Below are 20,761 nucleotides of genomic sequence, written 5' to 3'. Positions count from 1 at the left end.
CATGAACAAAATTGTCTCCGCACCCTCCCTGACCACATCCGAGCCGCTCAAGATCGGCTCGCCGGAACTGGAGGCACTGCTCAACCAGATCGCCGAAGGTGCGAGCGCACGCGAACGCGACCGCGTGCTGCCCTTCGAGGTCATCGATCTCATCCGCCGCGCCCGTCTCGGCGCGCTACGGCTTCCCGTCAGCGCCGGCGGCGCCGGCAGCACGATCCGCGATCTCTTCGCCTTCGTCATCCGCCTCGGCGAGGCCGACGCCAATGTCGCACATATCCTGCGCAATCATTTCAGCGTGGTGGAGCGGCTGGTGCGCACGCCCAAGGACGAGCAGAGCCGCGATTGGCAGAAGGCGGTCGCGGGAGGCGCGATCATCGGGCTCGCCACCACCGAACTTGAAAGCCCCCGCGTCGGCAATGTCACGCCGGGCACGACGTTCACGCCCGACGGCAACGGCGACTATTTGCTGAATGGCACCAAATATTACAGCACCGGCACGCTGTACTCGGATTACGTCCTGGTCCGCGCCGCCGATCCGTCCGGAACGACCGGCGCGACGATCGTTCCGATCAAGCGCGAGGGCATCGAGCTGGTCGACGATTGGGACGGCCTCGGGCAGCGACTCACGGCGACCGGCACGACCCACTTCCACAATGTGAGAGTGAAGCGCCAGGAGGTGGTCTTCGATGAGCCCGACTCAGGTTACGGCGTGCCCTACTCCAACACGTTCGCCCAGCTGTTCCTGACCGCGGTCGTTGCCGGCATCGCGCGCGCGACCCTGCACGACGCTACGGCCCTGATCCACTCGCGCAAGCGCACCTTCTACTACGCCCCGACCGAGATCCCGACCGACGATCCCCTGCTTCAGCAGACCGTCGGCCAGATCGCCAGCGGCGCCTTCGCAGCCGAAGCCGTGGTGCTGGCGGCCGCCGAAGCACTCGACGTCGCGACCGACGCATTCGACGCCGGCGCCGCCGATGCGGCGGATGCGGCCCACACCGCCGCCCTGCTCTCGGCCAAGGCCAAGATCATCGCGGACGATTTCGCCATCCGCGGCGGCAGCCTGCTGTTCGACGTCGGCGGCGCGTCGGCGACCAAAAAGGTCACCAATTTCGACCGCCACTGGCGCAACGCCCGAACCCTGTCCTCGCACAATCCAACCACCTACAAGGCGCGCTCGATAGGCCAATACGAGATCAGCGGCACACCGCTGCCGGCGAAGGGCTTCTTCTAGGCGGGAAGAAGCCTTCGCGTCCGACACAAGGAGGTCAGGACATGGGAAGATCGGACATCCATCTTGTCACGGACAGCAACGAGATCGAACATCAATTCCGCGCCGTGATGCGCCGCCTCGCCGGCGGCGTCAGCATCATCACGGCCGGCCGCGACGACGACATCACGGGGATGACCGTGACGTCCCTGACATCGCTGAGTGCAAGCCCGCCGCGCGTGCTGGTCAGCGTCAACCGGCAGGCGTCGTCCTTTGCGCTGATCGAGCGCTTCGGTACGTTCGGCGTCAACATTCTCGGCTCCGACCAGCAGGAGCTGGCGGACCGCTTCAGCGACGGCCGCATCAAGGGGCCCCAGCGCTTCGAGGGCATCCCCTGGTCGGCCGGCACCTCGGGCGTGCCGCTGCTCGGAAACGCGCTCGCGACCGTTGAATGCCAGGTCGAGGAGATCATCGAGCGCCATTCTCACGGAATCATCGTCGGCAGCCTGGTGAGCTTCGACCTCTCGCGCGAGCTGTCGGGGCTGGTATACTGGAACGGCCAGTACATCGAGATCAAACACGATTTCGACCTCGATTTGCTCGCCGAGATCAGCATTCCGCTGGCACATGTCAGATGAGACCGCATGAAGCACGAACTCCCCCACGAACCGTCCGACGACAAGGGCCCTGATAGTCCGGCGCCGAGGCGCTGGCAGCTCGATCAGCTGGTCGCCGCACTCCGCGTCTCCCGCGAAGAGACCCACAGCATCCGCCGGGATGGAGAGGCTCGACGCGCGCCGTCGCGCGAGGCGCTTCAGGCGATCCTGGATGGCCTGACCGAGGCGCTGTTTCCGCGCCATTACGGCCAGTTCGATCTCGACGGCGAGAACATCGACTATTTCGTCGGCAACCGTCTCAGCACCGCGCTCGATAGCCTGTGCGACCAGGTTCACCGCGCCGCGCTCTTCATCGGCGACGAGCTCACAGCCGGCTTCCGGCGCGACGATGCGATCGAGCTGACGCGCAAATTCGCCTCAGAGCTTGCGGACGTGCGCGGCCTGATCATCAGCGATCTCCGCGCCGCCTTCGTCGGCGACCCCGCCGCGCGGAATTTTCCGGAGATCCTGATCGGCTATCCCGGCATGACCGCAATCATCCATCACCGGCTGGCGCACATCCTCCACCAGCTCGGCGCACGGCTGATTGCGCGGCTGGTGGCCGAGATCGCGCACGCCCGAACAGGCATCGACATTCATCCCGGCGCGCGCATCGGCTCGGGCTTCTTCATCGATCACGGCACCGGCGTGGTGATCGGCGAGACCGCGATCATCGGAGACAACGTCCGCATCTACCAGGCCGTGACGCTCGGCGCCCGTCATTTCCCGACCGACGACGACGGCAATCTGATCAAGGGCGACGCCCGGCATCCGATCGTGGATGACGACGTCGTGATCTATGCCGGCGCCACCATTCTCGGGCGGATCACGATCGGCCGAGGCTCGACCATCGGCGGCAACGTCTGGGTGACCCAGGACGTGCCGCCGAACAGCATCGTGACGCAGGCCACCGCCCGCAACAAGCCTGGCTAGACAGCCGGCGCCTTCCAGCGTGTCAGGCGGCGCTCCAGCGCCTCGAGGATCGCGTTGAAGACGAGGCCAATCACCGTAATGCCGAGGATGCCAAAGTACATCTGCGGGATCAGGAAGCTGTACTGGCTGTTGATGATGAGATAGCCGAGCCCGGACTTCGCGCCGACCATCTCGGATGCCACCAGCACCAGCATTGCGGAGGCGCTCGCCAGGCGTATTCCGACAAAGATCGTCGGCAGCGACGCCGGCAGGATTACCTTGCGAAACAGCTGACTCGGCGTCGCCCCCATCGTCCGCGCCGACTTGATCAGGAGCGGATCGACCTGGCGGACAGCCGCGATCGTATTGAGCAGCAACGGCCAGGCGCAGCTATAGACCACCATGGTGACCTTCGAGAGTTCGCCGATCCCAAGCAGCAGGATGAAGACCGGCAGCAACGCCAGCGGCGCCGTGTTGCGCGCGATCTCGATGGTCTGGTTCAGGAGGTCGCCAAGCCGGGCGTACCATCCCGTCAGCACACCCAACGGCACGAACAGGACAATGGCGATCAGGAAGCCGCTCAGGGCTCGAAGCAGGCTGGCACCGACGTCGTCGTAGAGTTCACCGCTCTGCGCGAGTTGCCAGCCCGCGGCGATCACCTCGGAGAACGGCGGCAGGAACGTCACGTCGATCAACCCGAGGCGCGGCGCCGTCTCCCAGACGGCCAGGAACACCAGCAGCAGCAGGGATCGTTGCCCGATGATGCCGAACCATCGCACGAGGCCGCCCGTCGCCGCGGCGACCGCGCCAGTACGCAGCGCGGCCCGGTCCTTCGGGCTCCCCTCGGCGAGCTCCAGCAGCGTCAGGATCTCCAGATTAGACATGAGCCAATTCCTTCGCCTTTGCCACGCGCTCGCGTTCCGACGCGGAGACCTGAGCGCCTTGCGCTTTCAACACTTCGTCGCGCAGCAAGGACCACACCTCGTGCCTGACATGCCCGAACTCCGGCAGCGAGCGGACGTCCTCAGTCTCGCTATGCAGCTCGGCGGGAATATCGACGATCTGCTTGATCCGGCCTGGGCGCGAGGTCATCACCGCCACGCGCTGCCCCAGCACGACGGCCTCGTCGATGCCGTGGGTGATGAACAGGATGGTCTTTCCGGTGCTGCGCCAGATCCGCAACAGCTCGCCTTGCAGCGTCTCCCGCGTCTGGGCGTCGAGCGCGGCAAAGGGCTCGTCCATCAGCAGCACTTCCGGATCGTAGGCGAGGCTTCGCGCGATCGCGACACGCTGCTTCATGCCGCCGGAGAGCTCGTGCGGATAGCGGTCGGCAAAGCCGGACAGTCCGACCAGGTCGAGGTAATGCAGCGCCCTTTCGCGCCGCTCCCTGGCTTTCAGGCCCGCAATATCGAGCCCGAACTCGACGTTCTGCGCGGCTGTCCGCCAGGGGAACAGCGCGTATTGCTGGAACACGATGCCGCGATCGCGCGCCGGCCCCTCGATGGCCTTGCCATCGAGCAGGATGCGCCCGCTGCTCGGCGTCGTCAGGCCGCCGAGCAGGTCCAGCAAGGTCGACTTGCCGCAGCCGCTCGGCCCAACCAGCGCCAGGAACTCGCCGGCACGAACATCGAGCGTGATGTCGTCAAGCGCAGTGAAGCTCTGCGCCGGCCCGCCATCCTTGCCGCGGACCGAAAACTCCTTGCGCACATGCTCGAAGCGGATCTTGGCGATGCTCATTTGGCCTCCGCGGTCTTGCCGGGGCGGAAATAGTTGAACTCGTTGGTGTAGATGTCCGACGGCTTGAGCTGATCCGGCTTCAGCAGCCCGTCCTTGACCAGCCAGTCGATCCACACCTGAAGCTCGCCATCGCCGATCACGCCGCCTTTGGTCGCGACGCCCGTGCTCTTCCAATACTTGATCGGCGTGGCGTCCTCGTTGCGCTTGCGCTCGGCGATGATGCGTTCGAAGCGGGCGCGGACCTCCTCTGGCGGCGTCGTCTGCGCCCATTCGATGGCATGGGACACCCCTTCGATCAGCTTGCGGGACGTGTTGGGATTGTCTTTGATGAACTTGTCCCTCAGCACATAGGACCCTCCGGTGAAGTTTCCGAAGATGTCCGAGTCCGCAAACAGCCTGCGGAGGCCGCCACGCTCCAGCGCCTTGTCGCGCAGCACGCCGTTGAGCGTGGTGACCTCGACCTGCCCCTGCCGCAAGGCCTGCTCACCGGTGACCGGCGGAATAGCGACCAGCGTCACCTGCTTTGCTTCTGCCGGCGTCACCCCGTTGCGGGCCAGATACTCACGCAGCACGAATTCGAGATGCGCACCCAGCGTGTTGACCGCGACCTTCTTGCCTATCAGGTCCCGCGCTGTCCTGATCGGGCTGTCCTCCTTCACGTAGTAGCCGTTGTAGGTGTTGTCGTCCGAGCCGTAATAGCCGACCACCGCCTTGATCGGCGCCTTGGCGGCGATCAGCTTGATGATGGCGCCATAGAAGGCGCCACCGATGTCGATGTCGCCGGTGACGACGGTCTGGATGTCCTGCGGACCGCTGATGGTGTTGCCGATCCATTTGAGCTTCAGCGGAGCGAGATAGCCGAGATCGTCGGCCAGCTCGACGAACGTCACCTGCCCGGCCCAGCCCTGGTAACGGATCTCCGTCTTTTCGAGCTGCGGCTCGGCCGCGGCGCTGCCGACGAGAGCTGTCAGGCCGAGACTGGCCAAGCCGAGTTGCCTGCCTCTTGCCCGCAGGCCGGCAACCAGACGACGCAACGCAGAGATCTCGATCTTCATTGTCTTCACTCCATTGATCGTTTCAGGCGGCCTTCGCCTGCGGCTTCGCCGCCTTGACCCGGGTCACGCTGCTGCGGCCGTCAATGCTGACCGGCACCTCGCCGTCGATGGTGGCGCGCCGGACCACGCGGTGCTGGTCGCCGTAGTCGTTCACGGCGTAGTGCTGAGTGGCGCGATTGTCCCAGATCACCACGTCTCCCTGCCGCCAGTTCCAGCGCACCGTGTTCTCGGGTGCCGTGATGTGCGACTGGAACAGGTCGAACAGTTTCTGGCTGTCGTATTTCGACAGACCGACGAAGCGCTGGACGAAATTGCCAAGCACCAGCGTCCGTTCGCCGGTTTCGGGATGGACGCGAACGACGGGATGCTCGGTCTCGTAAACCGTCGCGGTGAAGACCTCTTCGAATTGTTTCCGGTCGGCCTCGCTCGCGCGGGTCTTGACCGCATAGTCATAGGCATTGCTGTGAACCGCCCAGAGCTCATCCGCGAGCTTGCGAAGCGGAGCCGGCAGATCGAGATAGGACGCCGCTGTATTCGACCAGATCGTATCGCCGCCGAATTCGGGGATCACGACGCCGCGCAGAACCGAGATCTTTGGATAGGCGTCGACGAAGGTGACGTCGGTATGCCACTGGTCGGCGCGGCCACCACCCCGTCCGGAATCAAGTTCCAGGATCGACGCCGTTCCCTTTGTCGCACCAACCGTCGGATGCGGCACCAGCTTGCCAAGCCGGTGGGCAAAGCGCTCCTGCTCGGCGTCGTCCAGATGGTTCTGGTCGCGGAAGAAGATGACCTTGTGCTCGAGCAGCACCCGGTTGATCGCCGCGATCGTCTGATCCGGCAAATCGCCCGACAGCTTGATATTCCTGATCTCTGCGCCGATCCGCGCCGAGCGCTTGACGATGTCCGCGCGCGGAATGACGTTGTCGATGGTGATTGCGTCAGTCATGTCATCTTCCCCGAGACCGCGATCCGATTTGAACAAGGCTCCGCCGTTCGCCGATCGCTGATGCAATGACGGAGTGGAAACAGGTGATGATGGAGATCGATCCTCTTGCGCGTTCGCCGTCTGCTCTGGCGGCGATCGCGTCTGGCGGGATCTTTCCGTGGTGGCTGCATCAATGCAGCCTTGCGTCCAGTTGAAGGATGCTAACTCAAGGGCTTCGGAAATAGCTTCCAAAGTTGGCGTGACGCGGGGAATAGTTGCATTCGCGAAATCAGCGACAGCGAAACGCAGAACCGCACTTGCTGGAGAGCACAGCATCGCCGCCACCCGCGATGTTCGCCTGGACATGCATATCTCGAACACGCCAACGGGCGCATGGCGCGTGATCTACGTTTGCAGGGTTTCCCGCAAATTCATGCTCGCACCGAACTCAACAACGCAAATCCATTCCATCGACAACGATGTGAGCGCCGACATAGATTTTGCGCAGGCCGACCCAGGAACACTTCGACATGAGCAACCAACGGCAGCTTGTTCTCAATCTCTTCATCTATCCCGGCGGCCACCACGAGGCCGCGTGGCGCTACAAGGGATCCGAACCAGACCGCATTCTCGACATCACGCATTACCAGGAGCTGGCGCAGCGGGCCGAAGCCAGCAAGTTCGACGCCATCTTCTTTGCCGATGGCCCCGCGCTGGCCGACAACGTCCGCTATGCCCAGCGCTTTCGCTTCGAGCCGATCACCTGGCTTGCCGCGATTGCCGCAGTGACCAAGCGCATCGGGCTGATCGCAACCGCGTCGACGACCTATACCGAGCCCTATAACCTCGCGCGCCTGTTTGCCTCGCTCGATCATCTCAGCCGAGGCCGTGCCGGCTGGAACATCGTCACCACCAGCGCGCCCCAGGCCGCACAGAATTTTGGGCTGCCCGAACATCCGCCGCACCACGAGCGCTACGAGCGCGCTCGCGAATATCTCGACGTGATCTCGCGGCTCTGGGACAGCTGGGAGGACGACGCGCTCGTCAACGACCCCGCCTCCGGTATCTTCGCCGATACCAGCAAGATCCACACGCTCGACCATGTCGGCAAGCATTTTCGCGTTCGCGGTCCCCTGAACATCTCGCGCGTGCCGCAGGGCCGGCCGGTCTATGTGCAGGCCGGCGCCTCCGACGACGGCCGCGCGTTCGCCGCCCGGTATGCGGAGGCGATCTTCACGGCGCATCAAACCCTGGACTCCGCGAAGGCGTTCTATGCCGACATCAAGCGCCAGGCCCGAACCTTCGACCGCGGTCCGGATGAAATCAAAATCCTGCCCGGGATCAGCCCGTTCATCGGCAGCACGCAAGCAGAAGCGGACCGCCTCCAGAACGAGTTCAACGCGCTGATCCAGCCCGAATATTCGCTGACGCAATTGCGCCAGATGATCGGCCTCGACCTCACCGGTTACGATCTCGACGGGCCGGTTCCGCGCCATCTCATCGACACAGCAAGCGCACGCGGCGTCGCCAGCCGCTTCAAGCTGGTGGTCGACATCGTCGATCGCGAGAAGCCGACCATTCGCCAGCTGGTACAGCGCCTTGCCGGCGCGCGCGGCCACTGGGTCATTGCCGGCACGCCCGAAAAGATCGCGGACGATATCCAGACCTGGTTCGAGAGCGGCGCCGCGGATGGCTTCAACGTGATGCCGCCCTGGCTGCCCGGCGGCTTCGATGTCTTTGCCGAGCAGGTCGTCCCGATCCTGCGCAAGCGCGGCCTGTTTCGCGAGGACTACACCGGCACCACGTTGCGCGAGCATTACGGCCTCGCGCGTCCCGCCAGCCTCTACTCAAACGCGGTCAAGGCGATCGCCTGACACCGCTTCCGCACTCACATCCCAACTCGAGACCAGTAAGAAGACATGAAGACAGCGTTGTTCCTCCTTTCCGGCCTTTTGGCTCTTTCTCCCTTCGCTGCCGGAGGCGCCTTGGCACAGCAGCCCGCAAAGCCGGAGCTGCGGGTCGGCTTCGTGCCGGGGCCGTATATCGACGAGTTCAAGATCGGCGTCGAGCCGGAGCTGAAGAAGAAAGGTTACAAGATCCGCTATGTGGAGTTCTCGACCGGCCTTGAAGCCAACAACGCGGTGTTCAAGTCCGAGATCGATGCCAATGTGATGCAGCACACGATCTTTCTCGATTCCTACAACGAGCGGCAGAAGACCGATCTCGTCGGTATCGTCCACGTCCCGACCCCTCCGATGGGCCTCTATTCGAAGAAGCATCCGCTGGGCACACCAATCAAGCCGGGTTCGAGCGTCGCGGTGCCGAACGATCCGGTCAATCTGCAGCGCGCGCTGTGGGTGCTGCGCGACCTCGGCCTGATCGAGATCCGCGACAGCAAGCCGGTGGACGTCAGCGAGCTCGATGTCATCAAGAATCCCGGCGGCATCAAGATCGTGCCGCTCGAAGCCGCGCAGGCGCCGCGCGCGCTCGACGACGTCGATTTCGCCGCCGTCCAGGGCAATTTCGCGATCTTCAGCGGGCTGAAGCTGACCAATGCCTTCGCGCTGGAGAAGATGACGACGCCCTACATCAACGTTCTCGCCGTGAAGAAGGCCAACGCGAACGCCGATTGGGCGCAGGACATCGTCGCCGGCTACAAATCGCCGACCTTCAAGACGGCGATCCTGGCCGACCGTTTCTATGACGGCTTCACCTTGCCCGACTACATGAAGTGAAGCGATCGCGGAGCAACCGCAGGACACGGCGCCGGCATGTTCGAATTCACCCTGGAATGGTCCGGCCTTCGTTCTCCCGCCGAGCGGGCGATCGAGGCGAGAGCGGTGACGGATCGCATCGGCAGGCATGAGGCCTTGATCCTGCCGCTGGTCTTGACGATCGCGTTCCTGTTCGTGCTCGGTCTCATGACGGGGGCACATCTGCATGCGAGCGCCGACCGGGGCCTGCTCTACGCATCGTTCGGCAGCATGGGCATGCCCTTGCTTGTCACGTCACCGGACTCGTGTCGCCGACCGTTGAACGCCGGTTCCACACAACGCCTGCGGCACGCCGACGTCCTGGCGCTGCTCGCGAACGACTAATCCAACGCCTTTGCGCCCGGTGAATCCCATGAAAATCGTCCCCGGCGAAACGTCGCCATGGAATTTTCTGCTCGGACACATGACAGCTTCAGTGCGATCCAACCAAACTGATCGTTGCCAACGGCCGGCGATGTTCAATGTCTTGCCACCCGTGATAGCGTTGCGGGGTTCTCGCCCTACAATGTCGTCCGGAGTGAACATGAACTACATCGTCTCGCTGCATCTCGGCTTCGCCAACTGGCTCGAACAAGCACGCGGATGGTTTCGGCCCTCGCTGCGGCCGCAGACAGGCGGTGAGAGCGGCGATCAGGACGACCTTTACGAGATCTTCCTGTTCGGGCCTCACGGCTGACAATTCTGCCGAAGTGCCGGCCCCGCGCTTCCCCTGACATAAAGGTAACAAGACATGACCGACGCTGCTTTGCAGCTCGCCGAGACTGGCCGCCGCCTCGATGCGATCGACCGCAAGATCCTGACGGTGCTTCAGGAGGACGCCTCGCTTTCGGTGGCCGAGATCGGTGACCGGGTCGGCCTGTCGTCCACGCCGTGCTGGAAGCGCATTCAACGGCTCGAGGGCGATGGCGTCATCCAGAAGCGCGTTGCGCTGGTCGACCAGAACAAGATCGGCCTCGGCCTCTCGGTGTTCGTCTCCGTGGAGAGCTCCGATCACTCCGATGCCTGGCTGAAGCGCTTCGCGGCCGCAGTCAGCGCCATGCCCGAGGTGATGGAATTCTACCGGATGGCCGGCGATGTCGACTACATGCTGCGCGTGGTCATTCCCGACATGCAGAGCTACGACGTGTTCTACAAGAAGCTGATCCACGCCGTCCCGCTCAAGAACGTCACCTCGCGCTTCGCGATGGAGAAGATCAAGTCGATCACCGCGCTACCGATTCCGCTCCTGGCGGCGGAATAACTGCTCTCGGACATCGTGCGGACGCCGCGCCGGCGTCGGGAAGCCGCGGCCAGCGGCCTCTAACGAGCAATCTCGGCCACGCGCTCCAGCTTCTGCAGGCAACGCGAGGTGCGGACCACGGCCGGCATGTCCTCGTCCGGAAAGTTCGTCTTCCAGTCGGTGACGCCGACCTCGCCAACATACATATCGCCTCTGGAGTCCAGCGCGATCCCGTGCGGTGCGAGGAACTTGCCGCTCGCGAGACCGGGGCCATCCTCGCCGCCGAGCCGCGCGATACGCTTGCCCTTGGCGTCAACGATCGACAGCCGCGGGCCGAGATTGGGCACCTTGCGGTTGACCGGCATGGCGGGGCCGAGCTCGCCAATGACGAAGGTGGGGTTCTTGCCGCCACCGCAACGGCACAATGCGCACGGCCGGTGCAGATTGTTCCACTGCATCTCGTACTTGCCGTTGCCGTCGAACACCTGCACGCGGTGGTTCTCGCGATCGGCGACATAGACCCAGCCATCGGCATCAGCGACGATATTGTGCACGATGTTGAACTGGCCAGGATCGGTGCCAGGCGCACCCCAGCTCTTGATCAGCTTGCCGTCCGGCGTGAATTTGTGGATACGGGCGTTGCCGTAGCCGTCGGAGACGTAGATCTCGCCCTTCGGCGACAAGGCCGTGTGGGTGCAGCGATGGAATGGATCGCCGCTCATGAACGGTGCCGGCTTCTCGGGGACGCCGATCGTCAGCAGCACCTTGCCGTCCGGCGTGCATTTTCGCACGGTGTGGTCGCCGTCGTCGGTGCAGTAGAGATTGTCGTCGGCATCGATATGCAGGCCGTGGGCGCGGGAGAACAGCCCCTCACCCCAGCTGCGCAGGAAATTGCCGCCACGGTCGAACACCACCATCGGATGGGCGCCGCGGTTGAAGACGTAGATGCGATCCTTGCTGTCGACGGCGACGGAGGCGACGTCGGTGAGCTGCCAGCCATCCGGCAGCTTCGCCCAATTGTCGACGACGCGGTAACGGTGCTCGCCCGAGCCGAGAATGGCTGCCACCTGATCTCCCATCATTGCAAGTGTACGACGCGGGACGGCTTAGCCGAATGTGCAGCCCTTGGATTCCAGCACCTTGCCGATGCCGGAGAGCTCGAGGATGTCGCCGCCGGCCTTGAGCGCCTTCATCACGCCGGCTTCCTTGTCCTCGCGCGCCGCAGACTTGGCGCAGACGTCGGCGATGTTCTCCTTCGGCACGATCACGACGCCGTCGTCATCGGCGCTGACGATATCGCCAGGGCGGACGGCAATGCCGCCGATGACGATCGGCTGATTGATGGTGCCGAGAGTCTCCTTGACGGTGCCCTTCATGCAGAGGCCGTAGGAGAAGACGTTGAAGCCGGTGTCACGCACCGCAAGACCGTCGCGAACGCCGGCATCCGTGACCAGGCCGACGATGCCCTTGGCAACGCAGGCCGTCGCCAGCACCTCGCCGAAGCCACCCTGCTCGGGATGATCTCCCGCACTCACCACGAGCACGTCGCCGGGCTTGGCCAGCGAAATCGCCGTGATCAGCATCATGTTGTCGGCCGGGTGGCAGCTCACCGTCAGCGCCGGTCCGCAGGCGCGCATCCCGGAATAGATCGGCTTGATGCGGGACGTCAGAGCGCCCAATCGCCCCTGCGCTTCGTGAAGGGTGGACGGAGGAAACTTCTTGATGCGCTCGACAAGCTCGGCGGCCGGCCGATCGAATGTCCTGATCACATGCACCATGATAACCTCCTTGCGGTCGCGACTTCTGTTACACCTCCATAACCAACCGCCTTGAGGCGGCAAATTCAGATTTTAGGATTGCCGCATCGTGTTTCGTTATGGCTCGTCCTTCGGTCCATCCAGAGGCGACGTTGGGCCGTCCGCGACGATGGCAGCCGCACCGAGGTGGAGATCAAACGGGCCCCACGTCTTGACGATGATCTCGAGCAATATCTTGTAGACGGCAAATGCCGCATCGGACAACGCAGCGTTATCGGAAATGCATAGCGACATCTGCTGCGAGGCCGACGGCGCGTTGATCCGCCGAATGCAGAGCTCGTCGAGGTTCGGCAACTCCCTTGCGATCGACATGGGCAGCACCGCCGCCCCGACGCCGGCTGCAATTGCCGCAGAGAGGGTCGATTGGGAATGGATCTCGGCGACGATGCGCGGGCGAAGTCCCACCTCGGCGCAGACCCGCTCGACCGTCTGTCGCAGGAAGGATTCCCGATACGGAAGAAGCAGGTCGAATTGCGCGACCTCCGCCGCTGATACTTCCTCCGGAGGCATCTGGTCCGGATACGCGCTGCGGGGCGCGACAAGATAAAAGTACTCGCGCATCAGCGGCTTGTAATCGAGGCCGGTCACCGGGCGATCGCCGTAGAGGACGGCCATATCCATGCTCCCCTTCAGCATCATCTCGCTGAGCATGACCCCGGAGCTGTCGTAAATGTGCGGCACGATGCCGGGATAGCCTTGGCGCACCTGCATCAGCAGCGGGGTCGCCAGCAATGCCGCCGAGCTGAGCGGCGCCAGGCCGATCGTCACGTTGCCGGTCAGCTCCGGCTTGTTGTCCAGAATAGTGCGCCTGGCCTCTTCGATCTGCCGCTGGATCGACTTGGCATAGCGGTAGAGGATTCGTCCGGCCTCGGTGGGCTTGACGCCGCGGGCGCTGCGGTCGAGCAGCTTGCACTTGAAGTCCGCCTCCAGGCTCGCGATGTGCTGGCTCAGGGCTGGCTGGGCGACATTCAGCACCTTCGCCGCGCTCGTCATGCTGCCGAGATCCACGACCTTGATGAAGGCCTCCAAGCGTTTCGTATCCAATACGGCGTCTCCGGATATCCAGTCAGGGAGCAATGCAGCAGCAATAGGCTGAAGCTATGGGATCAGAAGGAATTGTTCTTACCATTGGGAACCTGAGGGGCCTATAGCTGGTGCTGAACTCGTCCGCCGCTCGCGTTGCAGCCGACGCCACCAGCGGGTCGGACGGTAGCAGAGGAGCCCTCGCGGATGGGATTTTCGGACTATCGGACGGCCCTGGTGACGGGCGCATCCTCCGGAATAGGGGCAGCGACGGTTCGCCGCCTGCGTGCGGAAGGGCTCGAAGTCCACGCCGTGGCCCGCGACGCCACCCGCCTGAGCGCCCTGTCCGTGGAGACCGGATGCCGCCCCTGTGCGGTCGACATCAGCGACCTCGACGCGCTTGCGGCACTGGCGAAGTCGGCCGAGTTCGACGTCCTGGTCAACAACGCCGGCCAGTCCCGGCGCGGCAATATCCTGGACACGACACCTGAGGACGTTGACGCGCTCATCGACGTCAATCTGCGCGCGGTCCTGCATCTGACGCGGCTGGTCGTGCCGGGCATGGCGCACCGTGATCGAGGCCACGTCGTCAACATCTCCTCCATCGCCGGCCACTACGCCTTTGGCGGCGGAAACACCGTGTATCACGCCACCAAAGCCGGTATTCATTCGCTGTCGCAGCAACTGCGCGTCGATCTCTACGGGACCAGGGTTCGCGTCACCGAGATATCGCCGGCCCGGGTCGAGACCGAGGTTTTCGGCCGGCTGCTCGGTGATCTGGCCGAAGCCAAGCGTCGCTTCTTCGACGATTATGATGCGCTTCAGCCAGAGGACATCGCCAATTCGATCGCATTCGCGGTCGGATCGCCGGCGCGCATGAATGTCGCGTTCATGGAAGTGCTGCCGACCCAGCAGGTCGTCGGCGGCCTCAATTTTGCACAGAAGGGCCGGCCGCCGGCCGAGTGACATATGAACGCCCCGAACTCGACAGGCCGTCAACGCGGAGCGTGACTGTGGACCTCGCCAAAATCGAACAACTCGTCGATCTCGTGACGCGCTCCTCCATCGCGGAGCTGGACCTCACGCAGGACGGCACCCGCATTCGCATCCTCAAGCGCGCGTCTGCGGGAGCGCCTGCGGTCCCGGCACAGCCTGCAGACGGGGGCAAGGTCGAGGCCCCCGCTCTCCATCACCACGAAAGCCCTGCTCCCGAAGTGACTTCCGACATCGTCGTGCCGGCACCGATGCACGGCGTCTTCTACCGGGCTGCTGCGCCGGACGATCCGCCGCTGGTCAAGGTCGGCGCACGGATCGAGGCCGGGCAGAAGATCTGCATCATCGAAGCGATGAAAACCTTCATCGACATCGCGGCCGAGGCACCCGGTGTCGTGCTGGCGATCCTCGCGGAGAACGGTGACGAGATCGAAGCAGGGCAAGCCCTGTTCCGGATCGGTCCTGCGGGTTCATCCTGATGTTCGACAAGGTCCTGATCGCCAATCGCGGCGAGATCGCGCTTCGCATCCAGCGCGCCTGTCGGGCGATGGGTCTCAAGACGGTCGTCATTCACTCGGAGGCCGACCGCGACGCACGCCATGTCGCACTCGCCGACCAGGCCCTTTGCATCGGGCCCGCGCCGGCGAGCAGCACCTATCTCAACGTTGCGGCGATCCTGCTCGCGGCCGAAGTCAGCGGCGCCCAGGCGATCCACCCGGGTTACGGATTCCTCTCGGAAAGTGCGGAGTTCGCCGATCGGGTTGCGCGCGCCGGCCTCACCTTCATCGGCCCCCCGGCGGATTGTATCCGGACCATGGGCGACAAGGTCGCGGCCAAGCGCGCGATGCGACTGGCGGGCGTGCCTTGCGTGCCGGGCCCGGACAGCTCCCTGCCGGATGATCCGGCCGAGGTTCGCGCGATCGCCCGGGACATCGGATATCCCGTCATCGTCAAGGCCGCCGGTGGCGGCGGCGGGCGTGGCATGCGGATCGTGCGCAGCGAAGGCGCGCTGGACGAGGCGCTGGCGCTGACCCGCGCGGAAGGCAGCAAGGCCTTCAGGAACGCTGCGGTATACATCGAGAAATTCCTCGAAAAGCCCCGCCATATCGAGATCCAGGTGCTGTGCGACCAGCACGACAATCACCTCTGGCTCGGCGACCGCGACTGCTCGCTCCAGCGCAGGAACCAGAAGGTGGTCGAGGAGGCCCCCGCGCCGGGCATCGATCGCACGCTGATCGAGCGGGTGGGCGCAAGCTGCGTCGAAGCCTGCCGGCGGATCGGCTATCGCGGCGCCGGGACGTTTGAGTTCCTCTACGAGGACGGGCAGTTCTTCTTCATCGAGATGAACACGCGCGTCCAGGTGGAGCATCCCGTGACCGAGATGACGACGGGGATCGACATCGTCAAGGCGCAGATCCGCATCGCGCAAGGCGAGTCGCTGGGGATTGCGCAGGGCGACATCACCCGTGTCGGTCATGCCGTCGAATTCCGCATCAATGCCGAAGACCCAGCCACCTTCGCGCCCTCGCCCGGCACGGTGACGCGCTGGGACGTGCCGGGCGGCATCGGCATCCGCGTCGATTCGCATATCACCGCCGGCGCCACCGTTCCCCGTCACTATGACTCGCTGATCGGCAAGCTCATCGCCCATGGCGGCACCCGTGAGGAAGCTCTGGCGCGTGCCCGGGTCGCCTTGTCCGAGCTGCGCGCCGAAGGCATCCGAACCAACGTGCCGTTGCACCAGGCGATCCTCGCCGATCCGGCGTTCTGCCGCGGCGGCTACGACATCCATCATCTCGAGCACTGGATGAATGCACGGGTGGCCGCGCCATGACGACGCCGGACCGGCCGCGGATCAGCCTGCTCGGAACATCGGCCCTGCTGTTCGAGGCGCCCGGCGCATTCGACCTGCCGCACCAGCGGCGCATCTGGGCGCTGGCTGCCACCGCATCGAAATGGCGAGGAATCCGCGAGGCCATTCCCGGCATCACCAACTTGATGCTGACCTTCGACACGCCTCCCCGCGAACTGGACACCTTGTTCGCCGCCCTCAACGATGCCTGGGACGCGGCGGAAGGCCTCGCGATCGGCGGCCGCGAGATCAGGCTGCCTGTGACCTATGGCGGCGAGGTCGGATCGCAGCTTCGTTCCGTCGCCGACCATTGCGGCCTGTCCGTCGACGACGTGATCTCGATCCATGCCGCCCCGCTCTACACGGTGTTCGCACTCGGCAGCCATCCCGGCTATTGCTATCTCGGCGGCATGGATCCGCGCATCACCATGCCGCGACGACAGACGCCGCTGCAACGCTCCGCGGGCGGCTCGGTCTCCATTGGCGGATCGCAGACCGGTGTCTCCGCTTCGCCCGGGCCGAGCGGCTGGCACGCCATCGGGCATACGAGCTGGACCTTCTTCGATCCGTGCTGGCCGACGCCAGCGGCGCTCGCACCGGGCGATACGATCCGCTTTGAGATCGAACGGGTGATCCGGTGATCGAGATCCTGTCAGTCACAGGTCCCGCCAGTGTCCAGGATCTCGGCCGCGTCGACCAGTATCGCTTCGGGGTCGGCACGTCGGGTGCGATGGACGATGTCGCCCTGCGCGCCGGCAACATCCTTCTCGGCAACGACGAGAATGCTGCCGGCATCGAAATCCCGATGCTGCCGTTCAAGCTTCGTTTCGACCGGGACATGGCCTTTGCGCTCACGGGGGCCGATGTCGAGGCCGAGATCGCAGGACGCGTGATCCCGCCATGGTGGCGGTCGCTCGCCCGTACCGGAGATATTCTGACCATCAAGGCGATGCCCCGTGGCGCACGACTCTATCTGGCATTCGGCGGCGGCATCGACGTGCCCATGGTGCTGGGCTCGCGCAGCACGCAGTTTCGCGGCGAGTTCGGCGGCTGGCACGGACGGCCGCTACAGCCCGGCGACATCCTGCCTTGTGCAGCGTCCACCACGACCATCGGCGAGCTCGGGGTCGAGCCGGCCGAGATCACGCTGGCGCGGCCGAACGCTGCCCCGGACGAGACCATCGTCAGGGTCGTGATCGCCGGCGAATATGACGGGTTCGACGCCGCCACACAGGCGCTGTTCTGGTCCAGCAGCTGGAAGATCACGCCGCAGAGCAACCGTTACGGCTATCGCCTGCAAGGCCACGCCGTGAAGCCGAAATCGCCGATCGAGAAGCGCTCGCACGGCATCGTCCCCGGCGTGATCCAGATTCCGCCGAACGGACAGCCGATCATCCAGATGCGCGACGCCCAGACCTCCGGCGGCTATCCGAAGATCGCAACCGTGATCCGGGCTGACCTGTGGCGCGTCGGGCAGGCGCGGCTCGGAAGCAAACTGCGGTTCGAGCAGACGGCCTATGGCGAAGCGCTGGCGGCCGAGGCCGAGATGTCAGCCTATCTCGAGCGGCTCAGGACCAATGTGCGCCTTATCGAGGAGATCAGAACATGCCGATAGAGCTAACCGACATCGCGCGTCTGGCGCAAATCCTCGAAAGGTCCGGCGTCGACACGATCGAAATCGAGCAGCCCGGCCAATCCCTGAAGCTCGTCGTCGACCCGGGCCCGCGAATGGCTGCATCACCGACGCTTGCCGCCCCGGCTCCAGACCATTCCGTCATCGCCAAAGCCGACGTCGCAGGGCATTTCCTCGCGGCCCATCCCTGGCGGGACAAACCGTTCGTCGCACCGGGCCAGCGGATCGAGACCGGCGCGATCGTCGGCCTCGTCAAGATCGGCTTGCTATATGCGCCCATCCTGGCACCGGCCGCCGGCACCGTCGATGCCGTGATCGCGAAGCCTGGCGCAACGGTCGGCTATGGCACACCGATTGTGCGCATTCGCCCGCTCTCCGAGGGCAGCCCGATCAATTGAGCAGGACAGTTGCGGGCGTGACTTCGCCGCCGCCCTGCTCGATCACGCGGCGCACCGTGCCGGCGAGGTTGACCGATCCGGGCGTGTCGCTGTGGATCAGGATCGAGCGTGCCTCGACCTTGATCGACTTGCCCTCGATCGTCTGCACGGTGCCGCTGTCGAGAAAGCGCTTGACCCGCTCGGCCACCGCATCAGTCGAGGTGATGACGGAGTTGGGAAGCTTGCGGGACACCAGATGGCCGTTCTCGTCATAGGCGCGATCGGCCAGGAACAGAGTGAGGATGCGTAAGCCCACCTTGCGCGCGGCGTGCACGATCGCGGCGTCCGGCTGCGAGAACACGATGAAATCACGATTGATGGTCGCAATCGCACGGGCGACGACATCGGCCATATCAGGATCGGCATTGACCATGTTGCCCATCGCCGCATGGAAGCTGACATGGGTCACGCGGTGACCGGCATTGGCTGCGATCGCCTGCAAGGCGCCGATCTGATAGACCATGTGCTTCTCGAGCTCGGCGGCATCCATCTGGATCACGCGGCGGCCAAACCCGAGCAGATCCGGCAGGCCCGGATGGGCGCCGACCTCGACCCCCTTCTGCTTCGCCAGGCGAACCATGCGATCCATGATGATGGGATCGCCGGCGTGGAAGCCGCACGCCACGTTGGCCGATGAGATGATGCTCATCAGCGCCTCGTCGTCGCAGATGCGATAATTGCCGAAACCTTCGCCCATGTCTGAATTGATGCCGATTTTCATGTTCGCACCGTGCTCTTGTTATTGTTGACGTCCACTTTTGTTTGCGCATGATCTTTTCGGAAAACCGCTTCGCACTTTTCCGGATCATGCTCTAAAGCGCTCGATAGAGATCCGCGGTTGCTCGCAGCTTCGCGAGGTAGTCGTTGACGGGAGCCATGGCCCCGACCGCATCCTGGTAGCTCACCTCGCTGAAGGCGATGAACGATCCCGGCGCCGCCTGGCCGAGGCGCCAGAGATCGGCCTCAATCACAGCCGCCATCTTCGGATAGCCACCAGCCGTATTGGCATCGCTCATCTGGATGATCGGCTCGCCGCCCGGCGGCACCTGCACGACGCCCGTCACCACGCCATGCGAGCGCATCTCGACGGGGGCGTCCAATGTCAGCTTGCCGCCAGTGAGACGGTAGCCGCCCCTGTCGCTCCGGGCGCTGATCTTCCATGTCGTGGACCAGAACGCCGCCTGCATCGCCTCCGAAAACAGGTCGTACTCGCCGGCCCGCATGACACGTATCCGCAGCACACGGTCATCCGCCGGAGCGGCGCCCGTGATCGCGACATCCGGCGGCGCGACGCCGAAGTCGAAGCGGCCGTCGCTCCTGAGCGGCGAACGCCCGATCGGCACGACGTCGCCGGCCTGCAAGGTACGGCCCTCGAGACCGCCGAAGCCGCCGCGCAGATGCGTGCTGCGCGAGCCCAGCACGCGCGGAACATCGATGCCGCCGCCGAACGTCGCATAGACCCGCGCGCCACGCCGCGGCGCAGTGACCGCGAGAACGTCGCCCGCCTTGGCCTGCGTGCACCACCACGGCCGGACGGTCGATCCCGCCAGTGTCGAGTCGTGATCGGCGCCGGTGAGCGCAAACGCGGCATCTGTCTGGAAGCGCAGGCGGAACGGAAAGGTCTGGATCTCGATGCCGGCCGCATTGTCGTCATTGCCGAGCAGCGCATTGCCGGCGGCGAGCGCAACAGGATCCATGGCGCCCGACGTGCTCACGCCGAAACGACGCGCGCCGCGGCGGCCGAGGTCCTGGATGGTGTTGAAGGCGGGGCTGCTCAATATCTCGATCACAGCTCGATCCGATCGATCCTGAATCTGACGCGGTCGCCTGGAAGCATCAGGGACGGCTGCTCACGCTGCGGATCGAACATGGCAACTGACGCCCATCCGATCGCATTCCATCCGTTCGGGCTTGTCAGCACCGCCACGCCGGTCTGCATCCCGCCGATCGTCACCGAGCCTGCCCGCATGTTGAGCGACGGCACGGATTTGCGCGGCATATAGATGCGCGGATCGAGGCCGTGGAGGTAGCCGAATCCCGGCGAGCTCGCGACCGCGCAGACCGTGTATTCGCCCTCGCTGTGAATCCTGATGACGGCACGCTCGGACAATCCGGCACGGCTCGCAACCGCCGGCAAGTCGAAGCCGAGCTCCCCGCCATAGATCACGGGAATCTCGATGAGCTTGCCGTCGGCCTTGCGGCTCGGCACGCGATGCCACAGTTCGACGATCGAAGCGCTGAGCATGCCGATATCCGCCGGCGGCTGCTCGAATACGAGCATCACATTGGTGACGCCAATGACGGCCTCCTGGACGTTGGGCCAGGTGGAAACCGCATCCGCAAGGGCCCAGATGCGTCCCTGCTGCACCAGGTCGAAGTCACCCGGCGCTTCGACCAGCATCGCAAGCGTGCCGATCAGGCCGATCTTCGGGCTTTTCTCGATCGTGCCGACGAAGGGAGCGTTGGGCTGATTAATCGACAAGAGGGCCTCGCTGGTCGAACGCCCGTGGCGCCG

General features: G+C 64.5%; 24 protein-coding genes. 14 read left to right on the top strand and 10 right to left on the bottom strand.

The window, feature by feature from the left end; all coding sequences use genetic code 11:
* Nucleotide 1: 1 nt before the first annotated feature.
* From V1280_RS45275 to epsC, 3 genes are read left to right on the top strand one after another with little or no spacing between them, the layout of a single operon-like run.
* Nucleotides 2-1,234, top strand: a complete 1,233-nt coding sequence (locus V1280_RS45275; RefSeq protein WP_334537691.1) for an acyl-CoA dehydrogenase family protein — start codon at nt 2-4, stop codon at nt 1,232-1,234.
* A gap of 41 nt (nt 1,235-1,275) precedes the next feature.
* Nucleotides 1,276-1,848 carry a flavin reductase family protein gene (locus V1280_RS45270; protein ID WP_334537689.1) on the top strand — a complete coding sequence of 191 codons (573 nt, stop codon included), beginning with the start codon at nt 1,276-1,278 and terminating at the stop codon, nt 1,846-1,848.
* 6 nt (nt 1,849-1,854) lie between these two features.
* Nucleotides 1,855-2,799, top strand: a complete 945-nt coding sequence (gene epsC, locus V1280_RS45265; protein ID WP_334537687.1) for a serine O-acetyltransferase EpsC — start codon at nt 1,855-1,857, stop codon at nt 2,797-2,799.
* On the opposite strand, the gene V1280_RS45260 is transcribed toward epsC, so the two are convergent.
* The 4 genes from V1280_RS45260 to V1280_RS45245 are packed head-to-tail and all read right to left on the bottom strand — an operon-like array spanning nt 2,796 to nt 6,519.
* A complete protein-coding gene (locus tag V1280_RS45260) occupies nt 2,796-3,662 on the bottom strand; it encodes an ABC transporter permease (protein WP_334537685.1) in 867 nt (288 codons plus the stop codon). The two genes, epsC and V1280_RS45260, sit on opposite strands and share 4 nt — an antisense overlap.
* A complete protein-coding gene (locus V1280_RS45255) occupies nt 3,655-4,515 on the bottom strand; it encodes an ABC transporter ATP-binding protein (protein ID WP_334537683.1) in 861 nt (286 codons plus the stop codon). Before V1280_RS45255 ends, V1280_RS45260 begins: the two co-directional genes overlap by 8 nt.
* Nucleotides 4,512-5,570: an ABC transporter substrate-binding protein gene (locus V1280_RS45250; RefSeq protein ID WP_334537681.1), complete on the bottom strand. Its 1,059-nt coding sequence runs from the start codon at nt 5,568-5,570 to the stop codon at nt 4,512-4,514. Before V1280_RS45250 ends, V1280_RS45255 begins: the two co-directional genes overlap by 4 nt.
* A gap of 22 nt (nt 5,571-5,592) precedes the next feature.
* Nucleotides 5,593-6,519, bottom strand: coding sequence for a TauD/TfdA dioxygenase family protein (locus tag V1280_RS45245; protein WP_334537679.1), 927 nt, complete (start codon nt 6,517-6,519; stop codon nt 5,593-5,595).
* A gap of 509 nt (nt 6,520-7,028) precedes the next feature.
* Here V1280_RS45245 and V1280_RS45240 point away from each other — a divergent pair.
* From V1280_RS45240 to V1280_RS45220, 5 genes are all read left to right on the top strand, one after another.
* Nucleotides 7,029-8,372 (top strand): LLM class flavin-dependent oxidoreductase, encoded by a 1,344-nt coding sequence (locus V1280_RS45240; protein ID WP_334537677.1) that lies wholly within the window; start codon nt 7,029-7,031, stop codon nt 8,370-8,372.
* Between the two features lie 45 nt (nt 8,373-8,417).
* Nucleotides 8,418-9,233, top strand: a complete 816-nt coding sequence (locus V1280_RS45235; protein WP_334537675.1) for a MetQ/NlpA family ABC transporter substrate-binding protein — start codon at nt 8,418-8,420, stop codon at nt 9,231-9,233.
* A gap of 36 nt (nt 9,234-9,269) precedes the next feature.
* Nucleotides 9,270-9,596 (top strand): hypothetical protein, encoded by a 327-nt coding sequence (locus V1280_RS45230; RefSeq protein WP_334537673.1) that lies wholly within the window; start codon nt 9,270-9,272, stop codon nt 9,594-9,596.
* A 199-nt stretch (nt 9,597-9,795) separates the two neighbouring features.
* Nucleotides 9,796-9,948 carry a hypothetical protein gene (locus V1280_RS45225; protein ID WP_334537671.1) on the top strand — a complete coding sequence of 51 codons (153 nt, stop codon included), beginning with the start codon at nt 9,796-9,798 and terminating at the stop codon, nt 9,946-9,948.
* Nucleotides 9,949-10,002: 54 nt separating this feature from the next.
* On the top strand, nt 10,003-10,512 hold the full coding sequence (locus tag V1280_RS45220) for an Lrp/AsnC family transcriptional regulator (RefSeq protein WP_334537668.1): 510 nt from the start codon (nt 10,003-10,005) through the stop codon (nt 10,510-10,512).
* A 59-nt stretch (nt 10,513-10,571) separates the two neighbouring features.
* Here the strand turns inward: V1280_RS45220 and V1280_RS45215 are convergent, their stop codons facing one another.
* The 3 genes from V1280_RS45215 to V1280_RS45205 form a co-directional block, all read right to left on the bottom strand.
* The gene (locus tag V1280_RS45215) at nt 10,572-11,558 is read right to left on the bottom strand and encodes a peptidyl-alpha-hydroxyglycine alpha-amidating lyase family protein (protein ID WP_334537666.1); all 987 of its coding nucleotides are present in this window, start codon (nt 11,556-11,558) and stop codon (nt 10,572-10,574) included.
* 39 nt (nt 11,559-11,597) lie between these two features.
* A complete protein-coding gene (locus V1280_RS45210; protein ID WP_334537664.1) occupies nt 11,598-12,269 on the bottom strand; it encodes a 4-carboxy-4-hydroxy-2-oxoadipate aldolase/oxaloacetate decarboxylase in 672 nt (223 codons plus the stop codon).
* Between the two features lie 96 nt (nt 12,270-12,365).
* Nucleotides 12,366-13,352: a LysR substrate-binding domain-containing protein gene (locus tag V1280_RS45205; RefSeq protein WP_334537662.1), complete on the bottom strand. Its 987-nt coding sequence runs from the start codon at nt 13,350-13,352 to the stop codon at nt 12,366-12,368.
* A gap of 186 nt (nt 13,353-13,538) precedes the next feature.
* Here V1280_RS45205 and V1280_RS45200 point away from each other — a divergent pair, with 186 nt between their 5' ends.
* Genes V1280_RS45200 through V1280_RS45175 form a run of 6 tightly spaced genes read left to right on the top strand, consistent with a single transcriptional unit; the run spans nt 13,539 to nt 18,207 of the window.
* Nucleotides 13,539-14,297, top strand: a complete 759-nt coding sequence (locus V1280_RS45200; protein WP_334537660.1) for an SDR family oxidoreductase — start codon at nt 13,539-13,541, stop codon at nt 14,295-14,297.
* A gap of 47 nt (nt 14,298-14,344) precedes the next feature.
* Entirely contained in the window at nt 14,345-14,803 is a 459-nt protein-coding gene (gene accB / locus V1280_RS45195) for an acetyl-CoA carboxylase biotin carboxyl carrier protein (RefSeq protein ID WP_334537658.1), read from the top strand.
* The gene (gene accC, locus V1280_RS45190; RefSeq protein ID WP_334537656.1) at nt 14,803-16,158 is read left to right on the top strand and encodes an acetyl-CoA carboxylase biotin carboxylase subunit; all 1,356 of its coding nucleotides are present in this window, start codon (nt 14,803-14,805) and stop codon (nt 16,156-16,158) included. Before accB ends, accC begins: the two co-directional genes overlap by 1 nt.
* Complete coding sequence (gene pxpB, locus V1280_RS45185) at nt 16,155-16,817, top strand: 5-oxoprolinase subunit PxpB (protein ID WP_334537654.1); 663 nt, start codon at nt 16,155-16,157, stop codon at nt 16,815-16,817. Before accC ends, pxpB (V1280_RS45185) begins: the two co-directional genes overlap by 4 nt.
* The gene (locus V1280_RS45180; RefSeq protein ID WP_334537652.1) at nt 16,814-17,791 is read left to right on the top strand and encodes a biotin-dependent carboxyltransferase family protein; all 978 of its coding nucleotides are present in this window, start codon (nt 16,814-16,816) and stop codon (nt 17,789-17,791) included. Before pxpB (V1280_RS45185) ends, V1280_RS45180 begins: the two co-directional genes overlap by 4 nt.
* Nucleotides 17,782-18,207 carry an acetyl-CoA carboxylase biotin carboxyl carrier protein gene (locus V1280_RS45175; protein ID WP_334537650.1) on the top strand — a complete coding sequence of 142 codons (426 nt, stop codon included), beginning with the start codon at nt 17,782-17,784 and terminating at the stop codon, nt 18,205-18,207. Before V1280_RS45180 ends, V1280_RS45175 begins: the two co-directional genes overlap by 10 nt.
* Here V1280_RS45175 and V1280_RS45170 read toward each other — a convergent pair.
* The 3 genes from V1280_RS45170 to pxpB (V1280_RS45160) all read right to left on the bottom strand — a co-directional run bounded on the left by V1280_RS45170 (nt 18,200) and on the right by pxpB (V1280_RS45160) (nt 20,728).
* On the bottom strand, nt 18,200-18,967 hold the full coding sequence (locus tag V1280_RS45170) for a LamB/YcsF family protein (RefSeq protein ID WP_334537648.1): 768 nt from the start codon (nt 18,965-18,967) through the stop codon (nt 18,200-18,202). The genes V1280_RS45175 and V1280_RS45170 overlap by 8 nt on opposite strands.
* A 91-nt stretch (nt 18,968-19,058) precedes the next feature.
* Entirely contained in the window at nt 19,059-20,036 is a 978-nt protein-coding gene (locus V1280_RS45165; protein WP_334537646.1) for a biotin-dependent carboxyltransferase family protein, read from the bottom strand.
* Nucleotides 20,033-20,728 (bottom strand): 5-oxoprolinase subunit PxpB, encoded by a 696-nt coding sequence (pxpB, locus tag V1280_RS45160; protein WP_334537644.1) that lies wholly within the window; start codon nt 20,726-20,728, stop codon nt 20,033-20,035. Before pxpB (V1280_RS45160) ends, V1280_RS45165 begins: the two co-directional genes overlap by 4 nt.
* Between the last annotated feature and the right edge of the window lie 33 nt (nt 20,729-20,761).

This window comes from Bradyrhizobium sp. AZCC 2230 (assembly GCF_036924495.1).
GTDB classification, from domain to species: Bacteria; Pseudomonadota; Alphaproteobacteria; order Rhizobiales; family Xanthobacteraceae; genus Bradyrhizobium; species Bradyrhizobium rifense.
Note: the sequence above shows the minus strand (reverse complement) of the source record. Positions and strands in the feature narration are given on the sequence as shown.

Bases quoted from the DNA above. Each gene is read 5' to 3' on its own strand.
- V1280_RS45245 (WP_334537679.1), bottom strand. From the start codon at position 6,519: ATGACTGACGCAATCACCATCGACAACGTCATTCCGCGCGCGGACATC.
- V1280_RS45220 (WP_334537668.1), top strand. From the start codon at position 10,003: ATGACCGACGCTGCTTTGCAGCTCGCCGAGACTGGCCGCCGCCTCGAT.
- V1280_RS45255 (WP_334537683.1), bottom strand. From the start codon at position 4,515: ATGAGCATCGCCAAGATCCGCTTCGAGCATGTGCGCAAGGAGTTTTCG.
- V1280_RS45275 (WP_334537691.1), top strand. From the start codon at position 2: ATGAACAAAATTGTCTCCGCACCCTCCCTGACCACATCCGAGCCGCTC.
- V1280_RS45270 (WP_334537689.1), top strand. From the start codon at position 1,276: ATGGGAAGATCGGACATCCATCTTGTCACGGACAGCAACGAGATCGAA.
- V1280_RS45230 (WP_334537673.1), top strand. From the start codon at position 9,270: ATGTTCGAATTCACCCTGGAATGGTCCGGCCTTCGTTCTCCCGCCGAG.
- V1280_RS45200 (WP_334537660.1), top strand. From the start codon at position 13,539: ATGGGATTTTCGGACTATCGGACGGCCCTGGTGACGGGCGCATCCTCC.
- V1280_RS45210 (WP_334537664.1), bottom strand. From the start codon at position 12,269: ATGGTGCATGTGATCAGGACATTCGATCGGCCGGCCGCCGAGCTTGTC.
- V1280_RS45250 (WP_334537681.1), bottom strand. From the start codon at position 5,570: ATGAAGATCGAGATCTCTGCGTTGCGTCGTCTGGTTGCCGGCCTGCGG.
- V1280_RS45175 (WP_334537650.1), top strand. From the start codon at position 17,782: ATGCCGATAGAGCTAACCGACATCGCGCGTCTGGCGCAAATCCTCGAA.
- pxpB (WP_334537654.1), top strand. From the start codon at position 16,155: ATGACGACGCCGGACCGGCCGCGGATCAGCCTGCTCGGAACATCGGCC.
- V1280_RS45240 (WP_334537677.1), top strand. From the start codon at position 7,029: ATGAGCAACCAACGGCAGCTTGTTCTCAATCTCTTCATCTATCCCGGC.
- accC (WP_334537656.1), top strand. From the start codon at position 14,803: ATGTTCGACAAGGTCCTGATCGCCAATCGCGGCGAGATCGCGCTTCGC.
- epsC (WP_334537687.1), top strand. From the start codon at position 1,855: ATGAAGCACGAACTCCCCCACGAACCGTCCGACGACAAGGGCCCTGAT.
- V1280_RS45170 (WP_334537648.1), bottom strand. From the start codon at position 18,967: ATGAAAATCGGCATCAATTCAGACATGGGCGAAGGTTTCGGCAATTAT.
- V1280_RS45260 (WP_334537685.1), bottom strand. From the start codon at position 3,662: ATGTCTAATCTGGAGATCCTGACGCTGCTGGAGCTCGCCGAGGGGAGC.
- V1280_RS45235 (WP_334537675.1), top strand. From the start codon at position 8,418: ATGAAGACAGCGTTGTTCCTCCTTTCCGGCCTTTTGGCTCTTTCTCCC.
- V1280_RS45225 (WP_334537671.1), top strand. From the start codon at position 9,796: ATGAACTACATCGTCTCGCTGCATCTCGGCTTCGCCAACTGGCTCGAA.